This is a genomic window from Flavobacterium lipolyticum, from assembly GCF_020905335.1.
Classification (GTDB): Bacteria; Bacteroidota; Bacteroidia; order Flavobacteriales; family Flavobacteriaceae; genus Flavobacterium; species Flavobacterium lipolyticum.
Genome location: NZ_JAJJMN010000001.1, coordinates 83,365 through 104,588, shown reverse-complemented (window position 1 = coordinate 104,588; position 21,224 = coordinate 83,365). Strand labels below are relative to the sequence as shown.

At 36.6% G+C, this 21,224-nt stretch carries 13 protein-coding genes, 5 tRNA genes and 2 rRNA genes; 10 read left to right on the top strand and 10 right to left on the bottom strand.

Annotated features, from left to right (window positions below; genetic code table 11):
- Window positions 1-126: 126 nt before the first annotated feature.
- The 9 genes from LNQ34_RS00395 (at window position 127) to LNQ34_RS00355 (ending at window position 9,387) form a co-directional block, all read left to right on the top strand.
- Window positions 127-3,007: ribosomal RNA gene (locus LNQ34_RS00395) — 23S ribosomal RNA — on the top strand.
- A 198-nt stretch (window positions 3,008-3,205) separates the two neighbouring features.
- Window positions 3,206-3,315 (top strand): 5S ribosomal RNA (gene rrf / locus LNQ34_RS00390).
- A 73-nt stretch (window positions 3,316-3,388) separates the two neighbouring features.
- Window positions 3,389-3,461 (top strand) — tRNA-Phe (locus LNQ34_RS00385).
- A 6-nt stretch (window positions 3,462-3,467) separates the two neighbouring features.
- Window positions 3,468-3,553, top strand: a tRNA-Leu gene (locus LNQ34_RS00380).
- Between the two features lie 104 nt (window positions 3,554-3,657).
- Window positions 3,658-3,731, top strand: a tRNA-Arg gene (locus LNQ34_RS00375).
- Between the two features lie 525 nt (window positions 3,732-4,256).
- Window positions 4,257-4,327, top strand: a tRNA-Lys gene (locus tag LNQ34_RS00370).
- A 49-nt stretch (window positions 4,328-4,376) separates the two neighbouring features.
- Window positions 4,377-4,446, top strand: a tRNA-Lys gene (locus tag LNQ34_RS00365).
- A gap of 385 nt (window positions 4,447-4,831) precedes the next feature.
- Complete coding sequence (locus LNQ34_RS00360; RefSeq protein ID WP_229998305.1) at window positions 4,832-5,704, top strand: ABC transporter ATP-binding protein; 873 nt, start codon at window positions 4,832-4,834, stop codon at window positions 5,702-5,704.
- 98 nt (window positions 5,705-5,802) lie between these two features.
- Window positions 5,803-9,387 carry an ABC transporter permease/M1 family aminopeptidase gene (locus tag LNQ34_RS00355; protein ID WP_229998304.1) on the top strand — a complete coding sequence of 1,195 codons (3,585 nt, stop codon included), beginning with the start codon at window positions 5,803-5,805 and terminating at the stop codon, window positions 9,385-9,387.
- A 554-nt stretch (window positions 9,388-9,941) separates the two neighbouring features.
- Here the strand turns inward: LNQ34_RS00355 and LNQ34_RS00350 are convergent.
- Complete coding sequence (locus LNQ34_RS00350; protein ID WP_229998303.1) at window positions 9,942-11,486, bottom strand: hypothetical protein; 1,545 nt, start codon at window positions 11,484-11,486, stop codon at window positions 9,942-9,944.
- 426 nt (window positions 11,487-11,912) lie between these two features.
- A complete protein-coding gene (locus LNQ34_RS00345) occupies window positions 11,913-12,650 on the bottom strand; it encodes a hypothetical protein (protein WP_202703983.1) in 738 nt (245 codons plus the stop codon).
- Between the two features lie 429 nt (window positions 12,651-13,079).
- On the opposite strand from LNQ34_RS00345, the gene LNQ34_RS00340 reads away from it, so the two are divergent.
- A complete protein-coding gene (locus tag LNQ34_RS00340; RefSeq protein WP_202703984.1) occupies window positions 13,080-13,745 on the top strand; it encodes a M15 family metallopeptidase in 666 nt (221 codons plus the stop codon).
- Here the strand turns inward: LNQ34_RS00340 and LNQ34_RS00335 are convergent, their stop codons facing one another.
- The 8 genes from LNQ34_RS00335 to tsaD form a co-directional block, all read right to left on the bottom strand.
- On the bottom strand, window positions 13,746-14,312 hold the full coding sequence (locus LNQ34_RS00335) for a hypothetical protein (RefSeq protein WP_202703985.1): 567 nt from the start codon (window positions 14,310-14,312) through the stop codon (window positions 13,746-13,748).
- Window positions 14,313-14,314: 2 nt separating this feature from the next.
- Window positions 14,315-15,496, bottom strand: coding sequence for a THUMP-like domain-containing protein (locus LNQ34_RS00330; protein ID WP_229998302.1), 1,182 nt, complete (start codon window positions 15,494-15,496; stop codon window positions 14,315-14,317).
- 2 nt (window positions 15,497-15,498) lie between these two features.
- Entirely contained in the window at window positions 15,499-16,590 is a 1,092-nt protein-coding gene (locus tag LNQ34_RS00325) for an AI-2E family transporter (protein WP_202703987.1), read from the bottom strand.
- 114 nt (window positions 16,591-16,704) lie between these two features.
- Window positions 16,705-17,655: a zinc metalloprotease gene (locus tag LNQ34_RS00320; RefSeq protein ID WP_229998301.1), complete on the bottom strand. Its 951-nt coding sequence runs from the start codon at window positions 17,653-17,655 to the stop codon at window positions 16,705-16,707.
- Between the two features lie 459 nt (window positions 17,656-18,114).
- Window positions 18,115-18,612: a TrmH family RNA methyltransferase gene (locus tag LNQ34_RS00315; RefSeq protein ID WP_229998300.1), complete on the bottom strand. Its 498-nt coding sequence runs from the start codon at window positions 18,610-18,612 to the stop codon at window positions 18,115-18,117.
- Window positions 18,613-18,622: 10 nt separating this feature from the next.
- Complete coding sequence (locus LNQ34_RS00310; protein ID WP_229998299.1) at window positions 18,623-19,261, bottom strand: DUF4159 domain-containing protein; 639 nt, start codon at window positions 19,259-19,261, stop codon at window positions 18,623-18,625.
- Between the two features lie 163 nt (window positions 19,262-19,424).
- Window positions 19,425-20,132 carry a 16S rRNA (uracil(1498)-N(3))-methyltransferase gene (locus LNQ34_RS00305; RefSeq protein ID WP_229998298.1) on the bottom strand — a complete coding sequence of 236 codons (708 nt, stop codon included), beginning with the start codon at window positions 20,130-20,132 and terminating at the stop codon, window positions 19,425-19,427.
- A 2-nt stretch (window positions 20,133-20,134) separates the two neighbouring features.
- Entirely contained in the window at window positions 20,135-21,157 is a 1,023-nt protein-coding gene (gene tsaD, locus LNQ34_RS00300; protein WP_089076967.1) for a tRNA (adenosine(37)-N6)-threonylcarbamoyltransferase complex transferase subunit TsaD, read from the bottom strand.
- Between the last annotated feature and the right edge of the window lie 67 nt (window positions 21,158-21,224).

Genomic DNA, 21,224 nt, shown 5'->3' with positions numbered 1-21,224 from the left:
AGCCTAAAGCGAAACAAAGTTCATTGACATATTGAGATAAGAAAATAATAAGAAAGTAGAAAGCGTTTTTTGTTATTCGTAACAAAAGACAAAGAAAAACGGTCTTGTTTTATAGCAAGATTGGTACAATAAGCAAAATAAGGGCGTATGGGGGATGCCTAGGCTCTCAGAGGCGAAGAAGGACGTGATAAGCTGCGAAAAGCTACGGGGACGAGCACACATCGATTGATCCGTAGATATCCGAATGGGGCAACCCACTATGTTGAAGACATAGTACACCGATAGGTGGGCAAACCCGCTGAACTGAAACATCTAAGTAGGCGGAGGAGAAGAAAACAAAAGTGATTCCGTAAGTAGTGGCGAGCGAACGCGGATTAGCCCAAACCAATGATGTTACGGCATTGTTGGGGTTGTAGGACCACGACATTTTATGTACAAGGAACCAGAATCGACTGGAAAGTCGAGCCATAGAGAGTGATAGCCTCGTATGGGTAACAAGTATAATAGATAGTGGTATCCTGAGTAGGGCGGGGCACGTGAAACCCTGTCTGAATTTGGCGGGACCATCCGCTAAGGCTAAATACTCCTGAGAGACCGATAGTGAACCAGTACCGTGAGGGAAAGGTGAAAAGAACCGTGAATAACGGAGTGAAATAGATCCTGAAACCATACGCTTACAAGCGGTCGGAGCCCTTTAGTGGGGTGACGGCGTGCCTTTTGCATAATGAGCCTACGAGTTAACGTTGCTGGCAAGGTTAAGTGATTAAGTCACGGATCCGTAGCGAAAGCGAGTCTGAATAGGGCGCTTTAGTCAGTAGTGTTAGACGCGAAACCGTGTGATCTACCCATGGGCAGGATGAAGCGCTGGTAACACAGTGTGGAGGTCCGAACCGGTTGACGTTGAAAAGTCTTCGGATGACCTGTGGGTAGGGGTGAAAGGCCAATCAAACTCGGAAATAGCTCGTACTCCCCGAAATGCATTTAGGTGCAGCGTTATTTTAGTTATATAGAGGTAGAGCTACTGATTGGATGCGGGGGCTTCACCGCCTACCAATTCCTGACAAACTCCGAATGCTATATAATGATTGATAACAGTGAGGGCTTGGGTGCTAAGGTCCAAGTCCGAGAGGGAAAGAACCCAGACCATCAGCTAAGGTCCCCAAATATATGCTAAGTTGAAAGAACGAGGTTTGTCTGCCCAGACAGCTAGGATGTTGGCTTGGAAGCAGCCATTCATTTAAAGAGTGCGTAACAGCTCACTAGTCGAGCGGACGAGCATGGATAATAATCGGGCATAAGCATATTACCGAAGCTATGGATTTTGTAGTAATACAAAGTGGTAGGGGAGCATTCTAACAGGGTTGAAGGTGTATCGTAAGGTATGCTGGACTGGTTAGAAAAGAAAATGTAGGCATAAGTAACGATAATGCGGGCGAGAAACCCGCACACCGAAAAACTAAGGTTTCCACAGCTATGCTAATCAGCTGTGGGTTAGTCTGGTCCTAAGGCGAACCCGAAAGGGACAGTCGATGGCCAACGGGTTAATATTCCCGTACTACTAATTACTGTGATGGGGTGACGGAGTGATGAAAGCGCCGCGAACTGACGGAATAGTTCGTTGAAGTACCTAGCTATATTCTCTATAGGCAAATCCGTAGAGAATGGTGAAATACGATAGTACTCGGAGTCTTCGGACAAAGAGATAGTGCGCCTAAGGGCTTCCAAGAAAAACCTCTAAACTTCAGGTAATTAGTACCAGTACCGTAAACCGACACAGGTAGTTGAGGAGAGAATCCTAAGGTGCTCGAGAGATTCATGGCTAAGGAATTAGGCAAAATAGACCCGTAACTTCGGGAGAAGGGTCGCCCCGAGTAATCGGGGCCGCAGTGAAGAGGTCCAGGCGACTGTTTATCAAAAACACAGGGCTCTGCAAAATCGTAAGATGAAGTATAGGGCCTGACACCTGCCCGGTGCTGGAAGGTTAAGAGGAGATGTTATCTTCGGAGAAGCATTGAATTGAAGCCCCAGTAAACGGCGGCCGTAACTATAACGGTCCTAAGGTAGCGAAATTCCTTGTCGGGTAAGTTCCGACCTGCACGAATGGTGTAACGATCTGGACACTGTCTCAGCCATGAGCTCGGTGAAATTGTAGTAACGGTGAAGATGCCGTTTACCCGCAGTGGGACGAAAAGACCCTGTGCACCTTTACTATAGCTTAGTATTGACCTTGGATAAATGATGTGTAGGATAGGTTGGAGACTGTGAAGTGGCGTCGCCAGGCGTTGTGGAGTCATTGTTGAAATACAACCCTTTGTTTATCTGAGGCCTAACTCTTCGATGAAGAGGACAGTGCTTGGTGGGTAGTTTGACTGGGGTGGTCGCCTCCAAAAGAGTAACGGAGGCTTCTAAAGGTTCCCTCAGTACGCTTGGTAACCGTGCGTAGAGTGCAATGGCATAAGGGAGCTTGACTGAGAGACATACAGGTCGATCAGGTACGAAAGTAGAGCATAGTGATCCGGTGGTTCCGCATGGAAGGGCCATCGCTCAAAGGATAAAAGGTACGCCGGGGATAACAGGCTGATCTCCCCCAAGAGCTCATATCGACGGGGGGGTTTGGCACCTCGATGTCGGCTCGTCACATCCTGGGGCTGGAGAAGGTCCCAAGGGTTGGGCTGTTCGCCCATTAAAGTGGCACGCGAGCTGGGTTCAGAACGTCGTGAGACAGTTCGGTCTCTATCTACTGTGGGCGTTAGAAATTTGAGTGGATCTGATTCTAGTACGAGAGGACCGAATTGGACAAACCTCTAGTGTATCTGTTGTCCCGCCAGGGGCACCGCAGAGTAGCTACGTTTGGAAGGGATAAGCGCTGAAAGCATATAAGCGCGAAACCCACCACAAGATGAGATTTCTTTTAAGGATCGTGGAAGATGACCACGTTGATAGGCTATAGATGTAAAGGCAGTAATGTCATAGTCGAGTAGTACTAATAATCCGTAAGCTTATGTACACCCTTTTCCCTCCGAGCAATCGGAGGGAGGAAACTTTCTCTCTTCGACTCCAGCTCAGAGCTGAGTGAAGTCTTATTTGTTTCTTTATCTCAGTATGTTAAAATATTGTCCGCACGCGGAAAGTGACTAGTGAAGAGTGGCTAGTAAAGAGTCTAGGGACTAATTACTAAGGGCTAATAACTAATTACTAATGACCTTAAGGTGGTTATTGCGGCGGGGCTCACCTCTTCCCATCCCGAACAGAGAAGTTAAGCCCGCCTGCGCAGATGGTACTGCAGTTATGTGGGAGAGTATGTCGTCGCCTTTCTTTGAAAACCCTGTTCGTAATAAAACGGGGTTTTTTATTCTAATTTTGTTTAAATGAAAATTTAAATAAAAAAGGTACCTTAGCTCAGATGGTAGAGCAATGGACTGAAAATCCATGTGTCCCTGGTTCGATCCCTGGAGGTACCACATAATGCTCGGATGGTGAAATTGGTAGACACGCTGGACTTAAAATCCAGTGAACAGCAATGTTCGTGCGGGTTCAAGTCCCGCTCTGAGTACTAAATAAACTTCAACTGGTTGTACTAGTTGAAGTTTTTTTTCGAATAAAAGAGAGCTCAAGTTGTTCTCAAAGAAAAAACAACGGTTAAAGTTGTAAAATATTGGACGCATAGCTCAGCTGGATAGAGCACCTGCCTTCTAAGCAGGCGGTCGAAGGTTCGAATCCTTCTGCGTTCACAAAAAGCCACTCTAATCGGGTGGTTTTTTTGTTTTATATAGTTTTCGTGGATAGCTCAGCCGGATAGTGCATGGATCAGGTTCAAAAGTTGGGATCAGGCTCAAAAGTTGGGGATTAAGCAAAAAGCGGATCAGGTTCAAAAGGGATCAGGTTCAAAAGTTGGGGATTAAGCAAAAAGATTAGATAATCTGAACAAGAAAAAATCGGATCAGGTTCAAAAGTTGGGGATTAAGCAAAAAGCCACTCTAACCGAGTGTTTTTTTTTGTTTTATATAGTTTTCGTGGATAGCTCAGCCGGATAGTGCGTCCCGGTTTTTTATCGGGACGGTCGAAGGTTCGAATCCTTCTGCGTTCACAAAAAGCCACTCTAATCGAGTGGTTTTTTTGTTTTATATAGTTTTCGTGGATAGCTGAGCCGGATAGTGCATCCCGATTTTTATCGGGACGGTCGAAGGTTCGAATCCTTCTGCGTTCACAAAAAGCCACTCTAATCGAGTGGTTTTTTTGTTTTATATAGTTTTCGTGAATAGCTCAGGCGGATAGTGTATCCCGATTTTTATCGGGACGGTCGAAGGTTCAAATCCTTCTGCGTTCACAAAAAGCCACTCTAATCGAGTGGTTTTTTTGTTTTATATAGTTTTCGTGGATAGCTGAGCCGGATAGTGCATCCCGATTTTATCGGGACGGTTGAAGGTTCGAATCCTTCTGCGTTCACAAAAAGCCACTCAATTTGAACATGCTCCAAATAGTGTCTAGCTTTTTGGGGCATGTTTACTTAATTGGAGTGGCTTTTTATTTTGTATGGATTTTAGGGATATAGCTCGGTAGGAGAGAGCAGATCAAAAATGTACAAGCATTTATTGCATCATGCCCTTCATTTATTACATCAGATGCTTCAATTATTACAATTAATTACAGGTGAATTCTTGTTAAATTATATTTGTTGCGAATTGCAAGGTTCCGAGAAGGGTAAATCATTGTGAGGGAAATAAAACTGGGATTATTCCAAACCAAAAATGAATCTTGCATCAAAACTGTAACAAATGAATCTAACTAACGTCTTACGTGTTTATTATCAACCAAAAAAATAAATTTACCAATGGAATTAATCATTAAAAACCTGGACAAAAAGTACAGTAATGGCGTGCATGCACTGAATGATGTGTCACTTCATATTAAAAAAGGAATGTTTGGGTTACTTGGACCAAATGGAGCAGGAAAATCTTCTTTAATGCGAACACTGGCTACTTTGCAGGATGTTGACAGCGGTTCAGTTACTCTTGGAGACATTGACGTACTGAACAACAAAGAAGCGGTTCGTAAAGTTCTGGGTTATTTGCCACAGGAATTTGGCGTATATCCAAGAACTTCAGCGGTGGAACTTCTGGATCATTTAGCGTTGCTGAAAGGATTTGATAAAAAGTCTGATCGTAAACAAATCATAGAACAATTACTGGTCAAAGTCAATCTGTGGGAACATCGAAAAAATGCTGTGAGCAGTTACAGTGGAGGGATGCGCCAGCGTTTTGGGATTGCACAATGTTTAATAGGTAATCCACAGTTGGTTATTGTAGATGAGCCTACTGCAGGATTGGATCCTGGCGAGAGAAATCGTTTTTATAATATCTTGAGTGAAATTGGTGAAAATACTGTGGTTATCCTTTCTACTCATATTGTTCAGGATGTTCGTGAACTTTGCACAGAAATGGCGATAATGAACCAAGGAAGAGTTTTATTTAGCGGGAATACTGATGATGCTTTATTGCAAGTGAAAAGTAAAGTTTGGGAGAAAAAAGTAACCAAACTGGAATTACCTGAATACCAAAAAGACTACAAAGTCATTTCGAATAAATTAGTTGGCGGACAACCTTTGATTCACGTTTTTTCGAATACACATTTGAACAACGGATTCAGTCCGGCAGAGGAAAATCTCGAAGATGTGTTTTTCGCGAAATTAAACGAATTAGTTTAAGAAAAAAATGGTGGACTACCAGGATTATAGAAAGTTAGTCTGGTAGCCCCTCAGTATTGAAAAACGTCAATCTTTTATCCCTTTTTAAACAAAAAATTATGTGGAAATTTATACGATATGAATTAAAATATTGGTTGCAAACACCAATGATATGGATCTTTTTATTCATTAATACCCTGATCGTTTTTTTCGCGGTAGGATCAGAGCAGGTTACCATTGGCGAAAGCATTGGTAACATACACAAAAATGCACCTTTTGTAGTAGAACAATTCTACGGCATACTTTCAGTGATTTGTTTATTGATGACCACAGCTTTTATGAATGCCACGGCTAACCGTGATTTTCAAAGTGGAATGTATCAATTTATATTTTCCTCCCCGATCAAAAAGAGGGACTATTATTTCGGAAAATTTATTGGAGCATCGATTGTTTCGGTAATTCCTTTACTGGGTATTTCTCTCGGTGCCCTGATTGCCCCAATATTAGCTCCCATTTTTAATATGTGTCCGGCGGAAAGGTTTGGCGAAATCATTTGGTCCGGACACTTGCAAGGTCTTTTGGTTTTCGGAATTCCAAATGTCATTATTTCAGGTGTATTACTATTTGCTTTAGCGATTATTTTTAGAAGCAATATTGTATCCTTCATAGGGGCTATGCTTATTTTGGTATTTTATGTAGTCTCTTCCGGATTTACTAAAGATATTCATAAAGAATGGTTAGCCAATTTGCTCGATCCTTTTGGGCTTCGTCCGTTTAAGATTATGACCAAATATGCCACTGTTGCTGAAAAAAACTTAAACGCAGTCTCCTTGCATGGCGATTTATTAACCAACCGTTTGCTCTGGATAGGAGTAAGTTTGATTATTTTAGTGGCAGTTTATTTTAAATTTTCTTTTAATGCTAAAAAAGAAAAAAGTAAAGAAAGTAAAACAACAAAAGTATCTGAAGCTCCTTTTGTTGTTTCAAATAAGGTATTTGAAACAACAAAAGCCGATGTTTTTTCGATAAGTACCTTTTGGAATTTGGTAAAATTTGAAACTAAATCCATTATCAAAAATCCGACTTTTATTATCATTATTTCCATTGGAATGATTAATCTGATTGCAAGTCTTACGAGTTTTACAGGCCGTTACGGAATTGCTCAGTATCCTGTTACTTATGATGTAATCGACACTATAAGAGGTGCCTTTGGTATTTTTATGATTGGATTTATTACTTTTTATACCGGTGTTTTAGTGTGGAAAGAACGCGATGCCAAAATCAATGAAATTCAGGATGCAACCCCCATCAGAACGGGTACTTTATTCTCCTCCAAATTGGTAGCTCTTATTATTGCTTTAGCCATTGTTTTTGGCTTAACAATAGTTGTTGGGATTATTTCACAAACAGCTCATGGGTATTACAATTACAAATTGGATGTTTATTTTAAATCAATAATGTTGGTGTCTTTGCTGAGTTATTCTTTTATGGCGGTAATCTCTCTGTTATTTCATTATTTAATCAATAACCGCTATATCGCTTATTTTGCTTTCGTCACTTTTGTTATCGTTAATAATTTCATCTGGGGATTGCTCGAAATCAATACCAATATGTTGAATTTTGGTAACACACCAGCCATTACTTACTCGGACATGAATGGGTTTGGACCTTTTGTTTCCTCTACCATTTGGTTCAACATATATTGGATATTGTTTTGTTTGATCTTGTGTTTTGTCATTACGGCATTTTACATTCGTGGTAAAGAGCAGCAATTTAAATACAGATGGGTAAATGCAAAAGTACAGCTTAGAAAAAATAAGATTTCGATAGCCATTAGTTTGATTGCATTTGGACTTTGCGGTAGTTTTGTTTATTACAATACCAAAGTTTTAAACACTTACGATTCTTCAAAAGAGCAGGAGAACAAACAAGTGGAGTATGAGAAAAAGTATAAAAAATTTGAAAATTTGGTACAGCCACGTTTTTATAAATTCAATTACACGATTGACCTCATGCCCGAACAACGGAACATGACTGCAAAAATAGAAGCTTGGGCAAAAAACAAATCTAATGTATCGATACGAGAGCTCCATTTTACGTTGCCACAATTATCTGATAGTTTAAAAATTAGTATTGCCAGAGCAAAATTGAAGCTAAAAGATTCCCGTTTAGAGTATCAGATTTATGAATTAGATAAACCTTTATTGCCAAATGATTCCATTAGGATTAACATCGATGTAAAGAAATGGACAAAAGGATTCGAAAACGAAGTTAGTTTTACACAACTGACACAAAACGGAACCTTTTTCAATAATTCAGATATTTTACCTTCTTTCGGATATAATAGTGACGTGGAGATTTCAGATAAAAACAAACGAATCAAACTGAAATTGCCGAAGAGAGACAGAATGCCAAAACTGGATGAGGGAAATCTTTCGGCCAGAGCCAACACCTACCTCGGAAATGATTCGGATTGGGTTGAAGTGAATACTACGATAAGCACATCACCAGATCAAACGGCTATTGCTCCGGGATCATTATTAAAAACCTGGGAAGCCAACGGAAGAAAGTATTTCACTTATAAATTGGATCAAAAATCATTGAATTTTTATTCCTTTATTTCTGCAAAATATGAAGTAGTGCGCAAAAAATGGAATGGCGTTGATTTGGAAGTTTATTATGATAAGGAGCATGCCTATAACGTTCCGAATATGCTCAAAAGCATGCAAAAATCATTAGAATACTATACGAAGAACTTTGGGCCTTACTACCATAAACAATGCAGAATTATCGAGTTTCCAAGATATCAAAGTTTTGCACAAGCTTTCCCGGGTACTATGCCTTTTAGTGAGGGGATCGGTTTTATTGTGGATTTACGCGAAGTAAATAAAGATGATATCGATCAGGTTTATTATGTCACGGCACACGAAATGGGGCATCAGTATTGGGCACATCAGGTTTGCGGAGCCAATATGCAGGGAAGTGAAATGTTTAGCGAAGGTTTCGCACAATATTCTGCCTTGATGGTTATGGAAAAAGAATATGGGAAAGACAAAATGAAAAAGTTCCTGAAGTATGAAATGGATCGTTATTTAAGCGGTCGAAGCTCTGAACTTGAAGGAGAACAGCCTTTGATGAAAACCGAGCATCAACAATACATTCACTATCAAAAAGCAAGTGTCGTTATGTATTATTTAAAAGAAATGATTGGGGAGAAAAAAGTAAATCAAGCGCTGAAAAATTTGGTTGATGCTTATGCTTATAAAAACCCGCCGTTCCCAACTTCGATAGATGCCGTAAGTGAATTGCGAAAAGTAACTCCCGATAGTTTGCAATATTTAATTTCGGATATGTTCGAAAACATTACCTTATTTTCGAATCGAATGCTTGAAGCCAAGTATAAAAAAGTAGGGGCTGAGTACGAAATCACTTTAAAAACGTCTTCAGAAAAATTAAGATCGGATGCACTTGGAAAAGAAACTCAGGTACCGGTTGCGGATTATATTGATATTGCCGTTTTTGCAGAACCAAAAAATGATTCTGGTTTAGGAAAAGTTTTGGTTTACAAAAGATTGAAAATAACAAAAAAAGACAATGTTTATGTTTTTAGGACTAAAGAGAAACCTTTTGAAGCTGGTATTGATCCCTACAATTATTTGATTGATCGAATTCCGGATGACAATTTGAAGAAAGCAGAGGATTAATTTTTTAAGCAAAACTGCTAAAATATCGATTTAATTAAAAGATTTTAAATGAATTTTACCCTTTTTTTAAGGGTTTATGTTAATTCGAATGCTTGTGCGTTCGCAAAAAGCTACTCAAATCGAGTGGTTTTTTTGTTTATATCAGTTTCAACTACATAGTTCCGGATTGATACAAAAAATGGATCAGGTTTAAAAGTTGGTAATTTTGAAAAACTAAGCTAAGTGGAGATAAACATTAGCAATGGGTTCAGCCATTGTAATAAAGTAAATCTAGTAGAGAATAACAAGAGATCGCGACAGTGCTAATCTCACCAGATTAAGCCACTGGCAATAATCGAATCGAGAATAGACCAGGAGAAGTAAAAAAGGGTTTAGCTAGGATGAATGATCCTACTTTGTTTGGAAATAGAATAGCTAAAGGTTTTGAAGAGTATTCTTTTATGAAATCAGTAATTGTTGACTAACATATCGAATCTTGTAGCTAAAAAAAAAATCAAACTTTATACAAAAGCTAAAGTTGTATAAAGTTTGATAGTATTTTAAGAATGCTTCTTTTAATTCTCAATAAACACTCCTATTTGTTGCAGATGTTTTTCGGTTTGATATTTATTAAAGTTATTCCATTTCGGAGGTGAACTTGTTTTTTTTCCGTACATAAGATCCAAGCAGACGTTATTGTCTTTATATTTATCGTGTAAAACAGCCAAAATCTTAAAGAAAAACTGATCCAGTATAACAATGCCTTCAAATTCGGATTTTAGTTCATTATAATTACTATCTGATGGATTTAGTAATTGCAATAAGGTTAGGATTGTGTCTTTTTCAGTCTCAGTGATTTCGGTCAGGTAGCCAGTTTTTAAGGTTTTGAATACTAAATTGTTCCAAACCTTACTATCGTGTCCCCATTGAACGTCAGGTAGATTTAAGGAATGTTCGCAAATTAGAATAATCGAAAAAAGAACATCATTTAAGTATTCTGCCGGAAATTCGTCAAAACTTCTGAATTCAAAACCGCTTTGGTACATTTTCTCCTGATTAAAATCCAGACCCACTTCAGAAAGTAATTCGTACTCCATTTCTGTCTCAATCTGGTCGCGCCACCAAATATTATCTTCTTTTTTGAATTTTAGCAATTTTCTAAAGTCATCCACTTTATAGGTTAGAATTTTGCCTTTAGGCATTGCTTTATTAAAAGTTCCTACACCGATGTAGCGTGACATGGCATTTCTCATAGAACCTAGAGTAAATTTCTTGTCCAAACTATAGGTGTTGCTTATCACTCCCATAATATCAGGACTTCCAAGGGTGGCGATAAAAAAAGGCTCGAACCATTGCAATAAATAAATAGCATTGGCATGTGTTTTATTAAAATCACTATAATCGAGAATACGGCTGTCTTTTGTTAGCGAGGGTAAAGTAATGTGAAAATGATATGTTCCGTTATTAAACAAAACAAGATTTTCCTGGTTGGTCATGAACATGTTAAGGCCATTGTTGTAATCCGGAAAATTTAATTTACCATTAAGTATTGCTGAGTCATTAATTTTATCAAGAAATAACTTTTTGGTTGCCTTTAATTCTTTGCATGAATCAGCTATTGTTCGATTTTCAAAATATTTAGTTACAAATTCTATAGAATCACCATCGAAATGAACAGATCCCATCGTTTTGTTTCTTTGGGTAATCATGCTTTGAATATTGTATGGTTGATCTTCAAGGAAAAGTTCCATAATGGATTTTCCAAGATATTCCGGATTTTCAAGTGGTTGTGTATTTGCTTCAGCGGATTCGGCAGTAGGAACCAATGATTTTACGGGGGATAATGTTTTGTGCTGATAGTTTATATCCAGTTTTTCCAGCGAATGACTGTTCATCATTCTGCTCACTTTATAGCTCTCGTTTGTGTCAAAAGCTTTTTTAAGTACAGGTGCCAAACTTTCTGGTTTGTAGCATTTTCGATAGTCAATGCTGTATTTTTCAAACCCAATTTTTTTTTGTATAAATTCACCAGAAACTATTAGGGATTCTTCAAATTGCATGTAGGTTTCGTTTTCTAATCCAATTCCCCAAAAATATTTTTTTGTCTGATTGTCTTTCATTTATACTAATTTTCTTTTTTAAGGTTGTTTTAAAGTGTTTATTTTTATGCTAAACTAAGAAGTTCATCTACTGAAATTCTGAGTCGTAAGATCTTTTAACAGATAAGACCTAATGGCTTGCATCTCTTAAAAAAGCTTTGTTTTGTTTGTAAAATGGTATGAATTAATAGTAGTCTGGGAAGTTGTGTACTTGTATCGATTGAAAAATTGATTAAATAATTTTATAATGAGGGTATAAAATTATTATTCTTGTTAATTATCTTTTTATCAATTGTTTAAGTAAGCGTATAGCCGAATTACAACTCTTGCGATTTCTGTTTTTTTCAGGTTGCGAAAGTAGTTCTTTATTATGTTATTTCCAAACCGTTAAAAGGTTGTAAATCAGTAATGTTTGGTTATGCGGAGAATTGAAGGTATTCTTTTTATTTATTCATGGTAATAAAATACGTAGGAGGAGTATAATTCGTCATTCCACCAGTCTTTTCTAACTTCTGAAAAATAATTATAATTAAGCTTTCCTGCCTGTGATTGCAGGGGATATAGGACTACGCCATTCTCTCGATAGGCCAGATTTAAATTTGTTTCGGGAACAACGGGAACGATATGACCAGATAGTCCTTTTTCTCTTCTTTTAGCACAAATTATTCCTATTCCACCATTGGTATTTACTTTGTTTTGAATTTCATCGGGAGTAAACATTCTTTCCCAGCCAAATTGAGGACCCCATTTTAGAAACCAATCGTGTATAGCACTGGAGTAAATGCGTTCAACGGTTTGCTCAAAAACAGCTTCCACTTCCTTTCCTTGCACTATTTTTTCGAGTGCTTCTTCAGTCCACCAAACAGTTGGGAGATAAACGCCGCTGAAATAGCAATAATCATAAGAGTAAACATTACAGTAGGTATCTTCTACTGTCCTTTGATATCTAATATTGGTTTCGACATCGAGTTTATCGATAAGTTGGCTAATGCTTTTTTTCTTACTGGAAACATCTGTTTGATCTCTAAATGGGATGCTGGAATCAGAAAGGGGTCTTTCTTTCATGTAAACAGAATCTAAACGGGATTGGGGATCCGGTAATAAATCGGCTTTTTTTAGTTTACTATCCCATGTTAGATGTCCGTCTAGTGTTAAGGGTGTGGTTTCTGCTGTATATTTCTCCATCTTGACTGCTTATTATGAACTAGCATAACAGGGGGAATCGATTGTGTCCATAGTGTTATTCGGCTAGGTAAAAAGTAAATATAAGAATTTTAAGCTTTCCAATATGTTTTTTTACCGCCCCAAAGGTTAATAGTTGAGTTAATCGAATAAATAGAAGACGGACATTTTTTTATATTGAAGAAAAAAGAGTGTAAATAATTAATTAATAATGATTTATGATTTTGTTGAATTTTGTTATAAGAATTTCGGGCAATATCTGTTCTGGAAAAATAGCAACGCCCGTCTTATCATGCTGTCTGGTTAGTTTTTAGAGAGCTAAAAGGCAAGGGAGCAAAGGAAAATATCATGCAGACAGGTTAGATTTAGAAGTTTGATTGGATTAGCTTACGTGGATTTGTTTATATTTACTTCTTTCAATATATATTTATCATGAAATTAAGTTCTTCTTCCGCTCATACTTTATTTTTTCTGTTTGGACTTTTCTTTTATGGACTTTCTTCAAATGCTCAAAATGAATCCTATTCATCTGAGGATAACGAAGAAATTGCCGACACCACTTTTGTGAATTTAAAAGATTACAGTAGTGATTTCGTTTATGATATGAAATATGCTACAGAAGATAATTTTTTGAAGGCTAAAGTCTATGATTGTGCCGAATGTTTGTTGCGTTATAAAACGGTAAAAGCGCTGATAGCGGCGAATAAAGATTTTATGAAAGATGGGTGTAAGATAAAACTTTTCGATTGTTACAGGCCTTTATCGATTCAGAAAAAGATGTGGGAGATTGTATCGAATCCGGAGTATGTGGCAGATCCAAAAAAAGGCTCCATCCATAACAAAGGAGGAGCCGTTGATATAACTTTAGTAAATGCGAAGGGAGAGGAGCTGGAAATGGGTACTAATTTTGATTTTTTTGGCATTGAGGCCAGTCATAATTATAAAAAATTTCCAGTGTCAGTCAAAGCAAATCGAAAATATTTAAAAAGAGTGATGATCAAAAACGGATTCAATTCTTTTGATTCGGAGTGGTGGCATTATAATTTAAAGACAGGTCTAAAGGATAAAGTCTCGAACCAAAAGTGGAAATGCGATTAATTATTCAACACATCTTATGTTTTCCATGAAGTAAGTATTCGGATGGTAAACTTTACCATTCAGTTCAGAGGTTAATTCTCTTTTTACAATGTAATCTTCTATATTAGTCAGATACTTTATTCGCATAATTGAAATAGGGGATTTTTTGAGCTCTTCAAAACCTTCTTTCATGAACATAAAAATACCGGTATTGATACGATTGTCAAATCCTTTTTCATCATGAATAAGTGTACCACAACTTTCTTTGTCGATATGAATTAATGTTACGATTTTTCCGTTTTCTAATTGTAAAAAAACTTTTGAATTTTTATCAAAGCAGTTGGCTTTTATAAAATCTTTACTTTTTTGGATAAGTTGTAAATTTAAGGTCGGTAGACCGTCAGTTTGTGCGAGCGCGAAAAAGACATAATTAAAAGTGCCTCCAAAGTATTTTTCGCTGACCATGTAGTCGTTTGTTACTTTATAAGTCCCAAGGGAGTCAGTTACATTCGCACTGTATTCACATGGTTTTTGTGCAAAGGCGGTAAAGGTTAGTAAAAAAAAGGTTAGTGTAATTAGTTGTTTCATTTTTAAGTTATTTTTCTGCAAATTAAAACTATTTTGTTATCATTTTTATCCGTTGTAAAAAAACAATATAAATTTCCGCCGTTTTTTATTTTCCATTTTTTTCGAATGTTTTCTACTGTGTCCGGAAAGTTTCGCGTTGTGATATTGGCCTGCTGATTGGCAAGTTCAATTTTCATCTCATTCTTACTGTAGGAGATTGTTTTTTCGATTTCAAAACGTCGTCCCGGAAACTCGATTAAAGCTTCTGAGGTATAGAGATGGGAATGTTTATGAAGTTTGTTGATCTTAAAAATAGTACTTACTTCATCGAATCCTCCTGATTTCATAATAGACGAGTTGGGCTCGTAAACGTATTTTTGAGGAAGCTCGTAAGAAGGAAGATTAATTTCATTTCCTAAAATAAAATCAAAAGTATCGATTTTATCTTTTAGAATATTGGCCGTTTTTATAGTGATTGCGCCGGAATAATTTTTACGAATCTCAAAAAGCAATTCTTTTACTTCGTTTTCAAGGGCAATAACATGTATGTTTTTAACAAACTGTAGTTCGGATAATCCTGCAGAAAGATCTAATAACGGAGCTGTTTTTATCAGTATGGAATCTGTTTTCTCAAAGTAAAAATTTAGCAAATCAGGAACATTGGGTAAGCAGTCTTTCAGCATAAAAACTTTACCTTTAGCGTCGTTTCTGCGGGACGGATCAATATAAATCCAATCCCATTTTTTATTGGATTGATTTAAAACTGAAGTAGAATCATCAGCATAAAAAGTACAGTTTTCGACTTTAAGCTGTTTGAAATTATGTTTTACAATTTCCGATAAATCTTTATTGATTTCGCAATGCGCTATGTTTTTGAATTTTTGAGAGAAATAGTAATCATCGACTCCAAAACCTCCAGTAAGATCAATTAAACTCTCTCCGGAAAGTAAAGTTGCTTTATAAGCGGCAGTTCTTTCGGATGAAGTTTGTTCAACCGATATTTTAGAGGGATAAATAATATTTTCGGCAGCAAACCAGGTAGGCAACTTGTCTTTTGCTTTCGATTTTGCTTCTATCTGATTTAAAATTACAATCCAGTCTATTTCAGGAAATGGGTTTTTCTGAAGCGCTAATTTTGTAATCGGGACACCACTATTTTGAGTTATGAATTCCTGAATGTTTGGGGCTAAAATAGCAGTATTCAATGTTAAATTCTTTCGGTTAATACAGAGACAATTTTGTTGTCAGGAAAAAATTCCTTTAAAATTACTTTCACCATAGTAAAGGCCGGAATAGCAATAATCATCCCAACAATTCCAAAAGTAATTCCACTGATTAAAGTAATCAGGAATATTTCTAACGGGTGCGAATTTACGCTTTTTGATGAGATTATGGGCTGACTGATGTTGTTATCAATAGCCTGAACCAACAGAAAACCTATAAGCACATAGATTGTTTTAGGTAGTATTTCAGATTGAAAATCACTTCCGATCATACTAATCATGGTTAAAAGCCCTGCCAGTATGGTTCCTATAATTGGTCCTATGTAGGGAATAATATTCAAAATGGCACATAAAAAAGCAATAACAAAGGCATTTTTATTTCCAAAAATCATTAAAACAATTAAATACAGGATGAATACAACCGTTAACTGCAGTAAAAGCCCAACAAAATAGCGGGTCAGAAAATGGTTTATTTTGGTTATTGAATTTAAGATTTTGTCTTCATTGGTGTCAGGAAGAATTTTTCGGGCACTAACTTTAAAGGCATCCTGATCTTTGATAAAGAAAAAGGTAATAAAAAATACAGATACCAATCCCATTCCCATATTGGCCATGAAGCCTATAATTGAATTCAGGAAACCAGTAAAGTAACTGAAATCGATTATGGATGTGATTTTGGATTCTTTTAAAACCTTATTGAGATCCAGATGCTGTATATTAAAGTAATTTTCAATACTGCGTTCTGTTTCGAGAAATTGCTGTTGCAGAGTTTGAGTATCGAGTAATGATAAATTGTTGGCTTGCGAAATGATTAATGGTACAAACAATAAAATAAAACCAACAATTGCAAGTATGAATAAGATTAGCGCTGTAGTGGCGGCCAGTGAATTACTGAACTTTAGTTTATTCTTTAAAAATTGGATTAACGGATTGGCAATTAAACACAATAACAGCGAAATGCACAGATAGACAATTACGGTCTGAATTTGGTATAGAAAATATAGGACAGCTGCGACAATTAGGATTGTTGTTAGAGCTCTTAAAATTCCGTTAGATATTGTTTTCGATGTTATCATGATTCGATTTTAGATGATAAATATAGGAAAAAGCTTTTGAAATTTTATAGTAAACAAAAAAAAGCGGGATGTTGCCATCCCGCTTTTCAGTTTGTCTTTTATACTTGTTTTGTATTAGATTCCAAAAGAAGCTCTTGGACCTCCGGTAACAAATATCGCAGCCATTCTGCTTTTTTGTCCTTGAGAGAACATATACATTGCGTTGTCATCAACGTAATCCATGTAGTTCATCGTCATTTCAACAGGAGTTCCTGAACAAGTGCTATAGTGAGGATAAGCTGGTACACCATAGTTTGCTGTGTTGTGTGTAGGAGTATCTGATACTAAATCGCTTCCACAAGTTGCATCTCCCCAGATGTGACGTAAGTTCATCCAGTGGCCTACTTCGTGAGTAGCTGTTCTTCCTAAGTTAAACGGTGCATTTGAAGCTCCGGAAAGACCAACATATTTAGGGTCAACTACAACACCGTCTGTAGCAGAAGCTCCTCCAGGAAATTGAGCATAACCTAAGATTCCACCACCAATTGTGCAAGACCAAAAGTTAAGTTTTGTAGTTGGTGAAGTTGGTGCAATACCACCCTGAGCTGTTTTTTTCATGGCGTCATTTGTTCCCCATGAAGTTTTGGTAGTCGATTTTCTAATTACCTGATCTAAAACGAATGTAATTCCAACATTTGCTTTTACACCAGAAAAAAGAGCTGGTACACTATTGTAATCTGAATTTAAGGCATTGAAATCTTTATTTAAGACATCAATTTGTGTTTGAATTTGCGCATTAGAAATGTTTTCTGCTGCAGTTCTGTAAAGAACATTAACTACGACCGGAATTTCAATTTTACCGTTTACAAGACGTTTTGTCAAGATGGCATTTTCGGTAAATGCATTGATTTCGTTCATTCTGATTGCTAAGGTTGGATCAGCTTTCAGTTGAGCTTCTAAAACTTCCTGACTTGCGCATCCGCGATGTGCAATAGCTTCAACTTTTGAATCCGCAGATTCTGATTGGTCGTTTTGGCAAGAAAACAGCACTAATGCTGTAAATGCAGTAACAATGATTTTTTTCATAATAACTTGGGTTTTTGTTATAAAAAATTTGTTTTGGTTAATTATAATGCAATTTTATAACAAAAAAATTATTGTAACAAAAAAAACAGATAATATTATTTGTGAGAATTTTACAATCCCTTGTATAATCTAGTTCTTACAAAAAAATCGCAATAATAATTAAGAAGTAAATTCGTACAATGCTGTTTTTGAGAATGTTATTGTGTCGATTTTCATCGTTTATGGAAGATTTTTTTGACAAATATTACAAAGTGAAATTTTAGTAAGTATTTATACGTAAGAATAACTGTTAAATTAATGGTAATTTTGGTCAAATTAGCCATGAGATTCCATACGACAGTTGTCTTACATTTTGGACAATAATTCCTGTTGTTTCTTCATTTGGAGTAAATCCCGAAGAAACAACAAAAGCTAGCATCAAAGTAAGTTGTATACTTACAATTTAAAAGGTGAAAAAAATTAAAAAGAAGTAATTTCATAAAGTGCAATACTTGCCGCTTGCACAACATTCATACTGCTGTTCTTTCCACACATATTGATGTGGACAATTTGGTTTGAAATTTTTAAAAGCTCTTCAGAGATTCCGTTAATCTCACTTCCAATTAGAAGTGCAATTTTTTGATTTTCAGGAATAAGAACTTCTCTTAGTGGTTTGCTGTTGCTTGCGATCTCTAAAGCAATAATCTCGAAATTATTTTGAAGCAGATAGTCAGCCAGGTCAGCTGTTTCTTCAATGATGGTGTGGGCTACATGAAGATGGGTACTTCGTGAAGTTTTATTTATTTTTCGGGGAGTTAACGGAATATCTTTTCCTAAAAAAATGATATTTTCCACTCCAAATGCCTCACTGATTCTAAAAAGAGAACCAATATTTTGCTGAAAATAAATGTGATCACAAACTAATGTTATCGGAAATGTTTTTCTTTCAAATTGATTTTCTTCGTGAGTAAGCTGCACTTTCTAAAATTTAATTGGTAAAAATATAATTGATAATGTTAGCTCCCATTTTAAGAGCTTTATCTCTAACCGCGACAGGATCATTATGAACTTCAGGATCTTCCCAGCCGTCTCCTAAGTCACATTCATATGTATAGAGTAATACCAATTTGTTTTCGATAAAGATACCAAAGGCCTGAGCGCGTGTTCCGTCATGTTCGTGGATTTTTGGCAGACCATTTGGAAACGGGAAAGGTTTTTGAAATATGGGATGATTGGCAGGAATTTCGATTAAGTTATTGTTTGGAAATATTTTTTTAATCTCTTTTCGGATGTATTGATCCATTCCGTAGTTGTCGTCAATATGCAGAAAACCACCACCATTTAAATAATTTCTAAGATTACTTACATCAGCATCGCTAAAAACAACATTTCCATGTCCCGTCATATGAACAAAGGGATAAGAGAGCAGATCCGGATTACTCGGTTCAACTGTTGATGGTTTTGCTTTTATTCTCGTATTGATGTTAGCATTGCAAAACTTAATTAAATTAGGTAAGGATGTTGGATTGGCATACCAATCACCGCCACCGCTATATTTTAACAACGCAATCTCCTGTGAAAAGGAAGAGATTGAAACCATTAGTAATAATAGAAATATTTTTTTCATATCATTTAAGTCGTGGGATGTGAGTTATGGGGTATGAGTTATGAGTTATGAGTTATGAGTTATGAGTTATGGGGACAACTATAAGCGGTAAATTTAAACAATTTCAAATTTTCGGTTAAACAGCAAAACAAATAAACGATTAAACAGTTTAACAATACCGGGTTTAATTTTCATTAAAAAAAACAACACTATGGCAGGCTACAATTGCAGCAGTCTCCGTTCGCAATCGGGTATTTCCTAAAGTAACGGGCTGGAATTTGTGTTCTAAAGCCAGTGCAATTTCTTTTTCAGAAAAGTCTCCTTCCGGTCCAATAAGTAAGGTCACACTTTCATTGGGCTTTAAAACCTCTTTTAAAGATTTTTTATCGGTTTCTTCACAATGTGCTATTAATTGCAGGCCTTCGTTTTTTTGTTTGATGAATTCTTTAAACGAAATGGCTTCATTTAATTTAGGTAGATAGGTTTCGTTGGATTGTTTCATTGCCGATAAAATAATCTTTTCAAAACGCTCCGGATTAATTACTTTTCTTTCTGAACGATCACAAAAAATAGGAGTAATTTCCTGAATTCCTATTTCTGTGGCTTTTTCCAAAAACCATTCAAAACGATCATTCATTTTGGTTGGTGCAACTGCTAAATGCAGTCTGAATTTTGGAGCAGGCGATTTTTGGATCGAAATAACTTCTACTATGCATTTATTGTCTGATGCTAAAGTAATTTGGGTTTCAAACAACAAGCCCAAACCATTGGTTACGTGTAGAATATCGGAATCTTTTTTGCGTAAAACTTTTATAATATGACGGCTTTCTTCCTTGTCAAAAGAAAAGCGTTCTGTAGATTCGTCGATATCAGGATTGTAAAATAATTGCATAATTAAAATTGAATTCGCGCTTTCGAAACTACTGCTGAAGTTTCGAAACGTTTTGATAAATATTTTTGATACCCCACAATTCCTATCATGGCGGCATTGTCGGTAGTATATTCAAATTTTGGAATGAAGGTTTTCCATCCGTATTGAGCTTCGCTTTCTTTCAATCGGGTTCTGATGCCTGAATTAGCCGAAACTCCTCCGCCAATGGCAATTTGTTTGATTCCGGTTTCTTTTACCGCTAATTTCAATTTGTCCATCAAAATTTCGATAATGGTATGTTGAATGGAAGCACAAATATCATTCAGGTTCTCTTCAATAAAATTCGGATTTTCAAGTTTATTTTTTTGAATAAAATACAAGATGGCCGTTTTTAGTCCAGAGAAACTAAAGTCAAGTCCCGGTACTTTCGGTTTGGTAAAAGTAAAGGCTTTTGGATTTCCTAATTTTGCATATTTGTCGATCAGGGGTCCGCCCGGATAAGGAAGTCCAAGGATTTTGGCACTCTTGTCAAAGGCTTCGCCAACGGCATCATCGGTAGTTTCTCCAATAATTTCCATATCAAAAAAACCGTTTACTTTAACGATTTGAGTATGACCTCCGCTAATGGTAAGCGCCAGAAAAGGAAATTCCGGTTTATCAAACCCTTCTTCATCGATAAAATGTGCTAAAATATGGGCATGCATATGATTTACAGCAATTAGCGGAATTTTGAGCGCTAACGACAGTGATTTACTAAAAGAACTACCTACTAATAAAGATCCCATCAAACCGGGACCTTGCGTAAAAGCGATAGCAGTTAGTTGATCTTTTTGTACATTTGCCTTACGAAGTGCGGCATCAATTACCGGAACAATATTTTGCTGGTGTGCTCTTGAAGCTAATTCAGGAACAACACCTCCATATTGATTGTGAATTAGCTGATTGGCCACAACATTTGAGAGTACTTTGTCGTTATGTAGGACCGCGGCAGCAGTATCATCGCATGAACTTTCGATGGCGAGAATAAAAACCTCTGAATTTTGCATATAAAAGCACGATTTTTGGATTATATTTGACGAATCAAATATTTGATTTTCTTTTATTATAAGGAGA

What these genes read in the sequence shown, in the direction of transcription:
- LNQ34_RS00325 (WP_202703987.1), bottom strand. Translation starts at nt 16,590, where the DNA reads ATGATAACATCGAAAACAATATCTAACGGAATTTTAAGAGCTCTAACA.
- LNQ34_RS00350 (WP_229998303.1), bottom strand. Translation starts at nt 11,486, where the DNA reads ATGAAAGACAATCAGACAAAAAAATATTTTTGGGGAATTGGATTAGAA.
- LNQ34_RS00320 (WP_229998301.1), bottom strand. Translation starts at nt 17,655, where the DNA reads ATGAAAAAAATCATTGTTACTGCATTTACAGCATTAGTGCTGTTTTCT.
- LNQ34_RS00345 (WP_202703983.1), bottom strand. Translation starts at nt 12,650, where the DNA reads ATGGAGAAATATACAGCAGAAACCACACCCTTAACACTAGACGGACAT.
- tsaD (WP_089076967.1), bottom strand. Translation starts at nt 21,157, where the DNA reads ATGCAAAATTCAGAGGTTTTTATTCTCGCCATCGAAAGTTCATGCGAT.
- LNQ34_RS00355 (WP_229998304.1), top strand. Translation starts at nt 5,803, where the DNA reads ATGTGGAAATTTATACGATATGAATTAAAATATTGGTTGCAAACACCA.
- LNQ34_RS00360 (WP_229998305.1), top strand. Translation starts at nt 4,832, where the DNA reads ATGGAATTAATCATTAAAAACCTGGACAAAAAGTACAGTAATGGCGTG.
- LNQ34_RS00340 (WP_202703984.1), top strand. Translation starts at nt 13,080, where the DNA reads ATGAAATTAAGTTCTTCTTCCGCTCATACTTTATTTTTTCTGTTTGGA.
- LNQ34_RS00310 (WP_229998299.1), bottom strand. Translation starts at nt 19,261, where the DNA reads ATGAAAAAAATATTTCTATTATTACTAATGGTTTCAATCTCTTCCTTT.
- LNQ34_RS00335 (WP_202703985.1), bottom strand. Translation starts at nt 14,312, where the DNA reads ATGAAACAACTAATTACACTAACCTTTTTTTTACTAACCTTTACCGCC.
- LNQ34_RS00305 (WP_229998298.1), bottom strand. Translation starts at nt 20,132, where the DNA reads ATGCAATTATTTTACAATCCTGATATCGACGAATCTACAGAACGCTTT.